The following is a 15,154-nucleotide window of genomic DNA, read 5'->3' as shown; positions in this document are numbered from 1 at the left end:
GAACACGGATGCTTCTGGACACACAGCGTGATGATACGGATGACCAATCGTCACTCTGTGTAGTTCAATTCAGCAACGACAGGCGCGTGGTCGCTCACATCGAAACCGTTGATTGCCGTTTCTTGGCCATTCCAGACCTCACACTGATTCACATCAAAGTGGTCCGACACCAAGATGTGGTCCAACCGTTTGCGTGCCCCGCCTGGTATATCGTGAGTGTGATCTTCGCTACTCGCTTTCTTTTGGCTGTCCTCAGCGATCCAGTAGGCATCCCGCATGTCCCACTGACCGATCCTCGGATCGAACACGTTGGATTCGGCTCTCTGCCAACGATCCGTGAATGTGAATTCATCCGTCTCTTCTACTGACTCGCCGAAATAGTACGGTTCACCATAGAACGGATAGTGAGTGTACTCTGGAGTCCCGCTCCCATGAGGCGTGACTGTATCACGATCCTCTTGTTTGGGAGCATTGAAATCGCCACCCAGTACCACTTCCTGGTCGGTTCGCTTGTTCTGGAGGTAGAGACGGCCGTAGATCGTTTCGAGCATCTTGATCTTCTCTTCGTGCCAGTTGGCTCCGTTGATGACCCCTACGTTCCATGTGTCCAGAGAATCGCTACTGAATGAGTCGATATCGTTCAGATCGATCTCAGAGACCAGCAGATTTTCAGGGAAATGAGTCGTGTAGTAGGTGAGTTTTCGAGGGTACCAATTCCCCTCACTACGGAGTGAAAGCGGCGTTCGCTCGATCGGCCACCGACTGACCGTGAGGTTGCAGCGATTGTGTGGCGCGTTGATAGCTTGCTGTGGTTGAACCTCCGATTCAGAGAGTTCGTGGGCCCAGTCTGCAGTGTGGACATGGTAGTAGTCCTGCTCGTCTCGTTCGAAATAGTTCAGAAGCGAACCCAATTGCCCACCCCACTCATCATCGTTCTGTGGTTCGTAGTTCACTGACTGGAACATGATGATATCCGTCGTAGATGCGTGCTCTCGTAAGAAATCTAGCTGTGCCTGCATTCGATCATCTGAGATGCCGATCTCGCCTTGCACATTCCAAGTCACGGCCTCGATTGAATCACTCGTCATTGCCCAGACATAGTGCGTGAGCGGTCCACTTCATGTATTGGGGTCGCAGGGTTCGGTTCGGCACGTTTTCACTGATTCTAAGCGCTGATCCGTAGCCGATTTTGACCGTGCCGATGTTGCGATACTGCCAGACAGAGACGAAATCTAAAGTGGATCGGCTGAGTTTACCAGCGTATGACGCTCGCATCCGATGGTGGTCACTCCTCCCTCCCGTCTTTGTCTCGACAGCTCTCATCGGACGAAGTGAATATGGATCTAACCATGTGCGGTCTTCTGCTTGAGCGGGCCGAGGAGCTTGCTCAGCTTTACGCTGAACGCGGAAACTGGACCGACGTCAAGGACACCTGGTTCGATGAACGATTATCGAACCGGAGTACGCGAGGAAGTTCGCAGAAAATATATCGCGTCCTAACATCTCGGTTCAAAAACGCTCCGACAACCCTCCCGAACCCGAGTGCTCTCCCGGAGGTCTTCGAGGAGTGTAAAACAACACGCGAGAAGGCACAGGTACTCTATTTCTATCTCGTCACGAACGACTCACTCGTTCAGTACGTGGTCCACGAGTACGCTAGCCGACTTGATGAAGGGAAACAGGAGCCACTGGATTTCTCCGACGAGGCGCTCATCGCTATTCTCTCCCAACTCACGTACTCTGACGGAGATTCCTTCGATTACGCTGATTCGACGACCAAACGGTGGTGTGAAGGATTTAGATCGGTGATGCGCGAAATCGGCGTGCTCGATGGACAGCAGTCGGTCGTTGGTAGCTCTCCATCAGTGGGCGACATCCCACTTCTCGTTGCGATGGACTATTCGCACGAATCTGATGAAGAGTGGATCACCGCTCCACGTGGGTTGCTCTATCTCTTCCAGCCGGAGAACCGCTGGGAGGAACTCTTCGATCGTGCTGCCGGCACTGATGCGTGGGAGTACCTCGAACTTCATGGCGATCTCGACTTGCGCCCCTCTGAAGAGCCGTATTCGTGGATTCGCACGGAGGGAGCCGTCTGATGGTCGGCGCAGATTGGTTCGAAGACCTTCCGGATGACTTCGAAGAGTCCGTCCGCATCGACCGGGACGAGCCGGACCACCGCCGGGACGCAATCAGGTCCTATCACATGACTGCTGACTCTCAGCGATTTGTCGGCGATTTCGTCGATCGAACGCTTGGGCAAGCGGACGATATGCGAACGGGATCGAACTACTGGCTCTACGGCTACTACGGAAGCGGAAAGAGCCACCTTTTGACCGTCCTCGATGGACTACTCGATTCCGACTGGCTTGATGGCCAATATGACGCTGTTTGGGATGATCTCGTTGGAGGAGTAGAAGACGACGACTTAGCTCAACTGCAGGATCACTGGCAGACAGTTCACGACGAGTTTCACGTCATCCCGATCTCAGTCAATCTCCTCAAGTATCAGGGTCAGCAGCAGCGTAGCTTCAGTGATATTGTTCTCGAACACGCTCACCAAGACCCGGATCTGACCGGCATCGACGACGAGATTTCTACCGGACTGTCTCCGCAGCTCAAGGTAGCCTACTTCGAGAAGTGGTTTCGGACGACGGATGCATGGCCCGAGCGGCAGACGCGTGCAGAATCCGCATTAGAAGCTATCAAATCCCCATCCAGCGCCTACGACTGGGAATCGAATGGTCTCTGGAAGGACATCCAGCGATACAGAGCATTAGCGGATGTCGTCCTTCCTCAGCTTTTCGAGGAGGTCAACGGGACTCGCGACGGATACAACGATCTCCAACCATCAGATATCGACCCAGAAGAGGTAGTGAGTCGACTTGAGGAACTTCGAACCGAACGCGAGGACGAACTGGGAAAGCCAGTGAAGCTCGTGCTACTCCTCGACGAGGTGAGCCTCTTTATCGGAACTGACTTCGAACGGCTCACAGAGCTCCAGACGCTCGCCGAGAACGTCGACGACGTCGGCGACGGAAATGTCCAGTTGATCGCGACCGCGCAGGCGAAAATCGAAGATGTCCAGCCGCAGTTCGCTGCCCACGGGGCGGACTTCAGCATCGTCAAGGACCGCTTCCCACACCGCTACCAGCTACCGAGCAAGCACGTCGGTGATATCGCTAAACGCCGACTCTTCGAGAAATCCGCGACTGGAACGACCGCTGTTCGAGAGCTACTCGATGAAGCCTCGGTAAAGCCGTCCGAATCGTTGGTCTACAACGAAACCAAGCAGAACACGAAACCCCCGCTCGACAGTATCGACACCGATACGCTCGTGGAGTTCTACCCGTTTCTCCCCTACCATGCGCCATTGTTTCTTGAGATACTCTTCAATCTCCGGCAGGAGGCGAGCGATCCAGCGAAGTCGATTTTCTCGGGGACTGCTCGAGCGATACTCGCGCTCATGCACAACCTTCTCCAGAAGTGGATCGACGATGGCAAATCCGACCGAGTCATCACGCTCGTGGATTTCTACGAACTGATCAAACCAGAGCTTCAGGAGATACTCACGCAAGATATGCGCGTCATCGAGGGCTCAGACACAAACCAGGGCATCAAAGACGAGGTCAAGGACGGTACTCTGGAGGAGTTTGACCTTGCTGTCGCGAAAGCTGTATTGCTATTACAGCACGTTCACGAGATTGTCCCGCTCAACGAAGGGAATATCGCGGTTTCGGTGATGTCCGATCTGAATGGTCGCTCATGGATCAGTACTCAGAATCGAGTAGAAGAGTCGCTTGACCGCCTTGAGAAGTTTATCCGCCCAACTGAGGATGAGGTAGGAGCCCGCTATCGGTTTGCCACCCAAGAAGAGCGGATCATCTACAACGATACGGAGGAGAACGAAGCCAATCCCGATTGGGAGGCTGTTCTCCAAGCGGTGGATGAGCATCTCTGGGGGCGGATCACAGAGGATCTTTCGCTTCCGGAATCAGCTCCCTACGGCGAATCAGGTGAGGAGTATCCCGTCGCATACACGTTCAGTCTCGACGGTACCGATTTCGAGACCACTATCGAGGCCGAAGGCGGAGTGGATACTTCTGTCGCTGTTCAAGGTGTTCGTCCAGATCACACAACCAATCAGAGTGACGGAGAAACGCTCTACTGGACGATCGATACGGAGGGTATCGACGATCTCCGCAACCATCTCGTTCAATGGTGGGCACTCCGCGACGCGGTCTCAACCCAGAACACACCGCCGGCGGTCGAGCATGAGCTTGATCAACGAGCCGACGCTGTACGGAGGAAGCTCGTCAGCGCGATGCAGAGCGGCTCGTACACAGTAAAGGATCGAACCGATATCAGTGGGCTCTCCAGGGCAGTCCGAACCGCTGTCGACGTTACGTACCCTGACGATTTCCATCCGATGATGTTGCAGGTGAGTGAGGATCGCCTGCAAGAGTTGACAACGCTCTCTACAGAGGATACGCTTCCAGCATGGGCGCGCACCATTCAAGTGCCGTCAACGAACCCGTCGGCGGATCAAGGTCAAAAATCAATCCAAAGCAACGTGATGGCCCTCACGGGTCGACAGTTGAAAGACCGCGCGGACGGCCTCAACATGAATACAGTTCTCGACGGTATCACATCAGAAAAGCCGTTCTACGATGAGGCCCGTCCAGCACTCCGTGCGATCATCTGGGGATTCTGTCGGAATGGACGGTTCGTCCCCGTCGATGAGGACGGAGATACGCTACCAACCTCCGCTGTACTCGACCAAGAGACCCTCGCAACGACGAGATTGAAACTGTTACCGCGAGAATCTATCGGCACCCTCCTCGAAGAAGGGGGCTTCAAGGAAACGACGGAAACAGTCGCTGATGGACTCATTCATCTCCGGGATGCGAATCAGCAACTGCGTTCGTCGCTTACTGGCCTGCAAGAAGACGTTCAGTTAGTTGCCGATACCGACGTGCGCTCGGATTCCGTCGCCGAATTGCTCGAAGCACTAATTGAAGAACTGGCTGACCGTATCGACAGTACGGACGACCGGCTTGAGATTGTCAGGTCCCAAGGGGACGATCTTGGAGCTGTGATCGAGCAGACCAACCAGGAACAGGAGTGGTTCGAGGAAGTACAAGATGTCTGGGATCGCCGGCTCGTGTCCCTCCAGCGGTTTGACGCGCAGCTCACGATGGGTGACGACAGATTCGAGTGGATCGACGAGGAGGCACAGTCAACAGTTGCTGAACAACGCGACGCGCTCACGACATTCGGGGGAGAGTGGTGGACGACAGACGGCTGGAAGATGTTGGCCGGAGAAGCGACTACAACCGCTACCGAGGCCCTCCAGAACTCGTGGGAGCAATATATAGACAGGCAAGCACTCTTGACCTTTGTTGAGCGAATCGATGACCACCCGTGGATTATCCCTCCGACGGAACTCGCAACGGGTGTGCAGGTAGCGCTAGAGCGAGAGTACATCACCCCGCTGCGCGAATTGCAGCAGTGGTATGAGACGGTCGATGGAGCACTGTCCTCGCTCTCTGCGGATGACGAAGAAACCCTTGTTTCGGCTACGGATAGCATCGCTGATGTCGATTCATTCACGAATGCTATCGACGGCGATGTAGAGGAGCTACAATCCAGACTTGATCGGCTCACTATGATTGTCGGTGATCGTTCGCCGAACGACGTCGATCGTATCGGAGTGCTTCCGGATGATCGAGAGAATATCGACCAACGACTTGAACGCCTTATCGAAGAGCGTGAGCTGGACATCGAGACTACGGACTCGGGGGTGATCATTCGATGACTGATTCACCGTATCGAGCGTTCAAAGAGAAACTCTGTACGTTCGCTGACGGGCAGGCTGGCATCCGAAATCCATTCGTTATCGCAGCTGTCGATCCCCCGGTTGAGCACCGAGTTGCAGAGCGCCTCAGTACGTGGGCAACAGGAACCGATGAAATCCCACTTATTGATGACGATGTGACAATCCAGCCGGTTTGGCTTGACGAACTGCTCCCTAAGACAAAGGTGTATGACCTCTCGGTTGCTCTGGGCAGCGAGACGAACCCAGAAGTCATCGAGGGAACGATGCAAGATCGACTCACTGGGGAACTCGTTCAAGAGATGGTTGAGAACGAGATTGCCGACGATCGATTGGAAACGCAACAGCACGTGGTTTTGTTGTTGCATCTCGGGAGCCTCTATCCGTTTACACGTGCATCTGAGCTCCTCGATGAGATCGCCCGCCGAAACGTCAGATCAACCATCGGTATTCCGTTCCCGGGAGACATCGTCGGCGGAAAGCTGAATTTTTTCGGCGGTGACTCACGGCGTTACTATCCAGCGCACCAGATAGACGGCCAGATTCGAGAGGTGCATCTCCAACAATGAGCATGACAGAGCTATTTCGTAGCGATCCGACCCGACAACTCGAAGAAGTCCAGAAAGTCAACGCCCGCGAGCGCGCAGCAACTGACGTCGCGGAGTTTCATGAAACGGAGAGTGCGAAGAATGTGCTCTCTCAACTCGGAGAGACCATCGAGAAGCACTCGGGAGAGGCAGCACGCTTTCTCTACTTGCATGCGACCTTCGGGTCAGGGAAAACCCACCTGTTGAAGCTTATTGGGCTCGTTGCTGACAGTGACTCGGAATTCGCTCACTTGGGTGCTAAGCTCGCTGAACAGTGGCCCGGCTTCCACAACCTCGCACATTCGATTGAGAAATCACATGTCGACCGCCTCAAGCCGGTATTCCTGAATCTTCTCGATCGTGATGCCTCGAAGGAACCCCCGCTTCCGTTCCTCATCTTCGAAGCAATCGGCCGCGGGTTCGGATATCCAACTGATCCCAACTGGCTGCTTGAGTGGGCGTGGATGACCGACATGGAGTACGATGGCGTTTGGGAGGAACTTTGTTCAACAGAGTACGACGGTCAGACATTTGACGATGTGCTTGCCGAGCGAGCCTCGTTACGTCGATGGCTCTACGAGGCTCTACCAGCAATACCGGAGACAACGGGGACCGAACTCGACAGTCAAGAGGGGGTGAAAGCGTCTATCGAACGAGCAGAAGAAGGAGTGAACTCGGAGTCGTTTGACTCGTCTGATCTGGTTGATCGGGTCAAGAAAGCAACCGAGGCACTGAACGAGGAGGGGACAAATACCGAGCTACTTCTCGGCCTTGACGAAGTGGCGCTCTTTGTCGGTGACAGCCGTCATCGCTATCGTGAGTTTGAGGAGACGATGGAAGCCCTCCAGAACGGACTGAATCCGGTCGTCGTGACGACTGGGCAGTATTCGCTTCCAGCTACCCGGGAGAGTCTCATCGGCGAGCCATCCGAGGATCACTGGACACAACAGGAGGTGGAGCTCGAAGGAACGGATACAGAGATCATCGTCCGAAAGCGGTGGCTACAGAAAGACAGTGCAGGTAGTGAGCGTGTCTCCTCGCTCATCTCGTCGATGCCGGATCTCTCGCTGGAGACGTATGCATCAGTAGACAGTGCCGATCCCGATCCGGTCGAATCGTATCCGTTCCGTGAATACGACTTGACGCTACTGCGGACGGTAATGCAGGAGCTAATCACCCAGGGACGCTCGACTGAACGTGAGTACATCCAGGGACGGGCCCTTCTCGTACTGGTGCGATCGCTGTTCACGAAATTCGGCTGGGCCTCGGCGGAAGAGGGTGCGCTTGTCACCTGGGACGAACTGTTCGATCTACTTGTCGAGGAAACGACCTACGTTCCGCTGTGGGTCCAAGAAATGCTTGAGAACACGCTGATTCCAACGTTTGGCGGAAACGAGGACGCGTGGGAGGTGCGCGTGTCGAAAGCCCTGTACCTGTTGAATCAGACGCCAGCAGTCCCGGCAACCCCAGGGAATCTCGGACGGCTGATGTTCAACGATGTGGAGGCATCGGTACACGACGCCGTAGAAGAGACCCAGACGGCCCTCAATACGCTTGTTGACAAGCAGAAGGTACTCACAGAGACGAACGATCATGGTGACGAGGTGTACACGCTCGTCTCTGAGGAGCAAGAGAACATACTGAGTCAAGCACAGACGAAAGCCGAGCAGATTTCACCACATCAACTATCGGCATGGCTGGAGACGCGCCTCCGAGAAAACGAGAGCTTCTTCCGAAGCGATGGAAGTCGCTATGAAGTTGATGTCGGCGACGAGCGGCTTGTTCCACTCCGCTATGAGTATTCCATCCTCGACCCAGTTGACCGAGCTCCCACGACCGAGCACGACGCGATCCGGATTCGTGTGCTGGCCGACGAACCCGATACAGTTGCCGACCAAGTAGAGACCTGGCAGGAGGTGAACGGTGGACGTGAGGGCGGTGAGCACATCCTCATCGCAATCGACGTCGCCGAAGCGACGCTCGACAGGATTCGTAACGTCATCGGAATGGAGCGGGTGTTGGACGAAGAAACCGAGAGCCACGAGGAACTCGAACGGGAACATCGAACGGACCAGCGCCAACTCGAGTCATCGGTAAGTGATCTTCTTGAGAACGCCTCCGTTCATACCGTCCACGACTATCGAGGTGATCGTCCAAACGTCCTCGAGCAAGTCGTTGAAGATCAAGTGCAATCGACCTTCGGGTCAACGCGAAAGGTTCTCTCGCGGCCTCTCGTCGAAGTCGACGATGCGAAGGGACTGGCAACGTTCTTCCAAGGAAGTAGTGACTGGCCACTTGCAGATAGTGATGCCGTCATGCTGGGTGTAGATCGCTCAACCACGGCGATAACAGACACTGGATGGTGCCGGGAATTCATCAGCGAATACGAATCAAAATCAGCAGTAGACGTTGAGAACATCCTCCAACAGACCAGAACGGCAAACGGCGACTATCGAGGAACGCCGAAGGAGTCGATCGCGGCGTTGCTCATCACGCTTGCCACGTCCAACGAGAAAATCGCCCTCAAACAAGATACGGACTACGTGACCGATCCGACAGCGATCGGTCGGCAGGTGCGAACGAAAGGTGGGCTTACCTCGCTACAGGTACGATTCGGCGTTGAGATAGTCAATCCAAAAGAAGTCAGAGAGATCATTTCGACGGTACTTGGTCACGATCCCAGCGGCAACGACCCTGATGAATGGGTTGCTGAACTCGGTACGTGGATAGCGGAAAACAGCGTTCTGGTCAAACGGACATTCAAGGGTGTCTCCAGGGAATTCGATGTGTCACTGGATGCACTTGAGGATGTGTTCTCTCCAGCATACGGGAATGGTGAGATTGCTATATCAGAGTTGACCGAAGACAACATCAAATCAGAGGCTGAGACGTTCGCGGATGCGCGCGAACTTTTCATTGTAGAGAATAGAGAATCCACGCTCTGGGAGCAGTTCACGACCACGCTAGACCTATTGGAGTCGCTCTATCCTGCCGCGAGGGTCACGTCGCAGTTGCAGACAACTGCGGGGGATAACTCCGTTCCGACGAAGAGTACAGTAGAGACACGGCTTTCTGATGCGGTAGACCACCGTGTTGACGTGCTCTCGACGCAGTATCGCCGTATTACTGGCGGTGCTACCAGTGCTTCTACACCTGATGAAATCCGTACCGAGTTCACAAACTGGGTTTGCGAGAACGAATCGGCACTCAAAGCACTACTCAGCGATGGTGAAGACACGTTCAAAGAGATTTCGCTCGACAGCCTCAGATCGATGCTTGAAGATGCGTGGTGGAATGGGGAGATCAATGAGCAACAACTCGTCTCTGCTACTGTCCGCCAGCAGGCGAAAACCTACGAGAAAGCCAGAGACCTACTCGCCGGTGATCCGAGCCCGTGGTCGAAATTGGAATCCGCTGGGGACTCTCTTCGGTCGAACCATCCAGAGTCACCGACTACCGATGCAGTTGAGGCAATACTCGGCAAGTCACAGCCTCCGTCTCTTCAGCGCGTTCAGCGGCTTATCGATGAGGCAAGCGACCCAATACCACCTGGAGACGACGATGTGAGGTCTGATCTTCTGAGCGTCGCCGAGGATCTTCGACAGGAGCTGCCGAACGCCGGTATTACTGATGAGGTAACGGAGGCGGTTGCCGATGATGATCGCCCAACTGACGACCAGGCAACGGACCTTCTGGATGAAGCCGAGACGCTATTGATCCGAATCCGAAAGATCGATGATGCGCTCGATAGCGTAGACGACGGAAATATCGTGCTGATCGAGGAGTAGTTGTCTCAAAACCGCCATCCACAACGCAGAATTGAATAGTAAGGGAGATTGCTAAATGACGGCTGCTAAAAGTAATTCACAAAAACTCATCAACCTCTTGCTTCAGGTCTTCGAACGCAGTCTGATCTTCTTCCTTCGTCTTCCCACCTGTGACTACGACTTTGCCGCTCGAGAAAATGAGCAATACACAATGGTTTTCCATAGGTCTGTAGATGAGCCCAGGGAATTGTTCGGGTTCGTATTCAGTCTGTTCTAACCCCAGTCCAATCATCAGTGCCTCCAGATTGATTTCCCTTTCAAGATCCCCTACTGCAACAACATTTTTGATCTCTAAGGTAGAATTATTAAATTCTATGCCAAGTTCGGTAAGATAGGACAGGAATTGGTCGTTCACCCGGTACATGTTATCGAAATCGTCTCCACCACGAAGGATGTATTTCCCTGAGGTATACAGAATCAGCAATTCTCCATCTTCTTCGAATCGGAGGAAGGTAGCATTGCATTCTGGATCGTAATTCGATACAGGGAGATCCGAATCCTGAGAAATTTGCTCAATATCTATTTCTAAGTCTAGGCTTCCCCCCGCAGCAATATTCACAACTTCTACTGTCAACTCACCCATTATGCTCAATCAGAACATCTGCCCCAATTACTCTGGTGGTTAGAAGTGAAGAATTGAGTGGCGTCGGCAACATTGAAGTTGCTGCTGTCAGTGGGATACATCATACAGATATTTCCACATGGAACGAAATTCTCCCTCTCAAGAGAAGGCTCAACTTGACAAAGCTGACCGCGAACATCTCGAAGAGATCGTCACCGAGATGCGCGAACGCGTCGAGGATAATGTCGAGTACCAGCTTCGCCAACAAGGTCTCGACGAGAAACCTGATGCATCTGACTCATTGGATGAGAACACCCAGCAACTCGTCGAGGCGATCGAGTTAGAGGCAGTCGATGGCCACACGTGGAAGGAGGCATTCGAAGAGTACGTTACTGGCGTCGGCTATACTATCGTCAACCGTCTGGCCGCGCTACGCTGTATGGCGGTACGCGACTTCATCGCCGAGGAAGTTACTGTTTTCAAGGACAACGGCCTGACACCCGCCGCCGAGACGCTTGTCCACGAGGAGTTCCTTATGGAGGGCGAGGCAATTCTGGAGGCGTATCACAATGCCTGTGACGACCTCGCCGAGGAGATAGAAGTTCTTTTCGACCGTTCGACACCGTACAGCCTGATCGACCCGGACAACGACACGTTTGAGGAGATGTGTGGAATGCTTGATGAGGTTGCCGATGAGGTGTGGCGAGCGGACGACGTGCTCGGGTGGGTCTACGAATACTATAATCGACCCGAGCTGGGCGAAATACGAAAGCGGGCGAGAAACGAAGGAATCGGCGCTAATGATGTTGCTGCCGCAAATCAGTTCTACACGCCACATTGGGTTGTGCGGATGATCACAGACAACAGCTTGGGAAAACTCTATCTCGAAGCCACGGGTCAACAATCAACGCTATCTGACATTTCTATTGAGGCTCGGAAAGAACGTTCCGTTACGCCGGAGGATGCCCCTGATGTGGCGAGTCTCTGTACCTACCTCTACCCTGAAGAGGATAATCAGGAGGCTCCCTCATTCGAGGATCCATCCGAAATTCGTGTTATTGACCCGGCTTGTGGAAGCGGGCACTTTCTGCTCTATGCTTTCGACATCCTTGAACGCATCTGGTGGGCCGAACGCCCAGATCTCGACCGTAGCGAAATTCCTGCTCACATCCTAGAACATAACCTCTACGGCGTTGATATTGATCTCCGCTCATGTCAACTTGCAGCATTTAATCTCTACCTGAAAGCCAGAACCCGTGCCGAAGAGGAAGCGAACGAAGATTTCACCATGCCGAACGTCGGTATTGTTTGTGCGGACGCCCGCGCAGCCGAGGTCGAATCAGCCGTTGAGGTGTTCGATGAGATTGCCGCCAACCGCCCTGAGATTCGCGAATCGCTCGCCAAGGTCATGGAGCAGTTCCAGAACATCGAGTCGCTCGGGAGCTTGCTCGACGTAGAGGGAACGATTTCCGAGGATTTCCTGCGTGAGCAGACAAGACTCTTCGATTCGTTCAACGGGCCGCATACGCTAAATTCCTTCTTCGTAGAGCTTCGGGAATTGGTTGAAAACCGAACGGCGGACTCATTCGTTGCTCAGGACCTTCGAAGTTTCATTCGGCTATTGGTGGTGCTGACACAGGACTACGACGTGGCGCTGATGAATCCACCATATGGTTCACAACGTCGAATGCCGGTAAAAATCCGAAATTACACAGATGAAAACTATGAATATCTTTCCGAATATTATATCAATTTCTTTGAAGCCTGCGAACGTTTTGTGTCTGAGGACGGTCGGATTGGGATGTTGGTTCCACGATCATTCATGTATAATCAGAGCTTTGAGAATTTTCGGAAAGATTTCATCGGACAGAAAGGTGCTTTTGATTTCCTCGCTGAATTCGGGGAAGGAATACTTGACTATGCAACAGTCAGAACGGTTGGGACAGTAATTCGAGCTGGTGGTAATAACAAAGAAGAATTGACTGGCGATTTCTTTCGACTACATGATGTCCCAAAAGGGAGTAAAGAACAATCCTTCCTCCATTCGGCATTCGTTGATCCGGTAGAGAATGGTGTCCGTCGTAGATATACTAAGATGCTGTCTGAGTTCACACTTATTCCAGGTCATCATATCTCTTATTGGATGCCGAAAGATCTTCGCGAGCTGTATTCTGCCGAGACGGTGTTTGATGCGGAAAACGCAGATGTGGACCGTGAAAGTTTAGGAGTCGTCAAGCATGGGGCCACTACTGGGAACAACAACCGATTCATCAAGAAATTTTGGGAAGTTGACAGTGAAAACTGGGCTCCGATTTCTAAAGGAGGAGAAGATGCATGGATACTTCCTCGGATTAATCTCGTGTCAATGTGGGGGAAATCAAAGGAAATAACTCGATATGCAAATTCTGTCCCCAGAAATACGGAATACTTCTTTGACGAAGCCCTCACATTTACTGTGGCAAAGGAAGGGGGGCGGCGGTTTGGATATCTCAATCCCGGTTCGTCTTTCGATGCAAAGGGATCTGTGTTGATTCCCGATTCAAATATCAATACAGTACTTGCTTATGTTAATAGTAGAATGTTTGAATATTTGATGATCGGTCAAACACCAGACAGAATGTGGCAAATAGGAATGGTTTCAAAAATACCGTGGGATGATGAACTCACCCAGATTGAAGATCTGTCCGAATTAACAGAAAGAGTGATAGGAATCATGATCGCTCTCAGAAGCCATGATTTTAATTCGCCTTATTATTGTGGACCTGCACTTCTACAGTCCCACTCTGGATTTGGAGATTGTTTCTACACTCATCCACACCAACAACTGCTTGACCGAGTTGATGTGCCTAATCTGGGGAATGTCAGCAATTCAGCCACGTCACTTCGTGATCGTGCAGTCCACCATAGCCAATTCGAGGCACAACTTAGAAGGGAGTTACAATCCGTTGCAAATACATGTGACGAGATCATATTTAATCATTTTAACGTGGATGAAATTCAACAGCATGAAATTCTCCAAGAGATCGCCCTTCGGACTAATGAGGACCCGCGCGAGCATGAGGAGCACAACCCGGAGACCATCACCGAACCAGGCGATGACTTCCCAGAGATGGTGAAGGATCTCCTGCTCCACCTCACACTTCGGATCGTCCACGCAGACGACGATGGTGTTGTCCCGCTGTCGGATGTCGAGGTTGAACCAGATCTCCTTGATCGTATTGAGGACGAGTTTGAGCGCGTGTTCGGCGAGCACGCGACCGACCGCCTCGCCGAAGCCGACGCAGTGCTGGGGAGCGAGAGTGCCGACGAGGAAGCCTATCCCAACCTCCGGACGTGGCTCGAAGACGACCTGTTCGACTACCACGTCTCGACGTTTGACCGGACGCCGATCCTCTGGCGGCTCACGACTGAACGGCTGGTGTCCGATCCCGAGGGAGAGGGTTTTGCCTGCCTCGTGGACTACCACGGGATCGACGAGGGGCTGTTCGACCGCCTGCAGAATCGGTATCTGGAGCCGCGCAAGAGCCTGCTGCGTGAGCGCCGGAGTGCGGCGAACCGCCGGCGTGGCGACGATGCCCTTCCGGCGAGCGAACAGGCCGCGGCTGCCGACCAGTATGCCCGGTGTGAGAGCGGCTTGGAGCAGATCACCGTCCTCGAAGACCGACTCGGCGAGCTCGCAGAATCCTCGCCACGCGACTGGCCTGAAGAGAACCAGCGAACCGCCGCCGAGGCCGCCGAGCAGGTAGCCGAGTTCCGCGAGCGAACCGAAGAGCGCCTCGCGGCGGTCGACGAACTCGCCGCCCTCGACGACGCGGATATGGCCGCGTTGTTCACCGAAAACTTCTACGAGAAGGTCGAGGAACAGCGCGAGGAGTGGCTCGACGCTCTCGACGACCTCGAAGACGCGTTCCGTGCTTACGCCGCCGATGCCGACGAGACGGTGCCGGCGCATCTGTACGACCTGTTCGACTACTACGCCGACGATCTTCTCGGTAGCTCCCACTTCGCGAGCAACGGCATCCTCTACATGACCTACTACTTCGACAACTTTGAGCAGGTCGATCAGGGTCGCCTCGACGACGCTGGTATCTCCTGCCGACAGCGCCTCATCTCTCAGCTGGCTGGCGATCTGGATGAGTATATTGAGCTTGGTGAGACGATTGCTGAGGACTGCCAGAGCGTTTCCTCGAACCTTTCTGCGGAGTGGGAAGACCGGGCGCTCTCGGAGATTACGACCTCAGGTTACCGACCAAACCACAAGCACGGCGTCGAAATCAACATCACGCCGCTTGCCGAGGCTGAGATCGTTCCGACGACTGTCGACGACAAGGTACTGTAAATC

8 protein-coding genes are annotated in these 15,154 nt (G+C 53.7%); 5 read left to right on the top strand and 3 right to left on the bottom strand.

What is annotated here, in order from left to right:
- Positions 1 to 50: 50 nt before the first annotated feature.
- A complete protein-coding gene (locus MUK72_RS16135; RefSeq protein ID WP_244705681.1) occupies positions 51 to 1,052 on the bottom strand; it encodes an endonuclease/exonuclease/phosphatase family protein in 1,002 nt (333 codons plus the stop codon).
- Between the two features lie 285 nt (positions 1,053 to 1,337).
- On the opposite strand from MUK72_RS16135, the gene MUK72_RS16130 reads away from it, so the two are divergent.
- The gene (locus MUK72_RS16130) at positions 1,338 to 2,099 is read left to right on the top strand and encodes a BrxA family protein (protein ID WP_244705679.1); all 762 of its coding nucleotides are present in this window, start codon (positions 1,338 to 1,340) and stop codon (positions 2,097 to 2,099) included.
- An 842-nt stretch (positions 2,100 to 2,941) separates the two neighbouring features.
- Here the strand turns inward: MUK72_RS16130 and MUK72_RS16125 are convergent.
- On the bottom strand, positions 2,942 to 3,145 hold the full coding sequence (locus tag MUK72_RS16125; protein WP_244705677.1) for a hypothetical protein: 204 nt from the start codon (positions 3,143 to 3,145) through the stop codon (positions 2,942 to 2,944).
- Between the two features lie 126 nt (positions 3,146 to 3,271).
- On the opposite strand from MUK72_RS16125, the gene MUK72_RS16120 reads away from it, so the two are divergent.
- Genes MUK72_RS16120 through MUK72_RS16110 form a run of 3 tightly spaced genes read left to right on the top strand, consistent with a single transcriptional unit; the run spans position 3,272 to position 10,211 of the window.
- Positions 3,272 to 5,818 (top strand): hypothetical protein, encoded by a 2,547-nt coding sequence (locus tag MUK72_RS16120; RefSeq protein WP_244705675.1) that lies wholly within the window; start codon positions 3,272 to 3,274, stop codon positions 5,816 to 5,818.
- Complete coding sequence (locus MUK72_RS16115) at positions 5,815 to 6,405, top strand: BREX protein BrxB domain-containing protein (protein WP_244705673.1); 591 nt, start codon at positions 5,815 to 5,817, stop codon at positions 6,403 to 6,405. Before MUK72_RS16120 ends, MUK72_RS16115 begins: the two co-directional genes overlap by 4 nt.
- Positions 6,402 to 10,211: a hypothetical protein gene (locus tag MUK72_RS16110; protein ID WP_244705671.1), complete on the top strand. Its 3,810-nt coding sequence runs from the start codon at positions 6,402 to 6,404 to the stop codon at positions 10,209 to 10,211. Before MUK72_RS16115 ends, MUK72_RS16110 begins: the two co-directional genes overlap by 4 nt.
- 76 nt (positions 10,212 to 10,287) lie before the next feature.
- Here MUK72_RS16110 and MUK72_RS16105 read toward each other — a convergent pair whose 3' ends face one another.
- Positions 10,288 to 10,833, bottom strand: a complete 546-nt coding sequence (locus MUK72_RS16105; protein WP_244705669.1) for a TATA-box-binding protein — start codon at positions 10,831 to 10,833, stop codon at positions 10,288 to 10,290.
- Positions 10,834 to 10,951: 118 nt separating this feature from the next.
- Here MUK72_RS16105 and pglX point away from each other — a divergent pair, with 118 nt between their 5' ends.
- Positions 10,952 to 15,151, top strand: coding sequence for a BREX-5 system adenine-specific DNA-methyltransferase PglX (pglX, locus tag MUK72_RS16100; protein WP_244705667.1), 4,200 nt, complete (start codon positions 10,952 to 10,954; stop codon positions 15,149 to 15,151).
- The last annotated feature ends 3 nt before the right edge of the window (positions 15,152 to 15,154 follow it).

The organism is Halococcus dombrowskii (assembly GCF_022870485.1).
In the GTDB taxonomy this organism is placed as follows: domain Archaea; phylum Halobacteriota; class Halobacteria; order Halobacteriales; family Halococcaceae; genus Halococcus; species Halococcus morrhuae.
The sequence above is the reverse complement of the archived record's forward strand: the minus strand, read 5'-3'. Positions and strand labels throughout refer to the sequence as shown.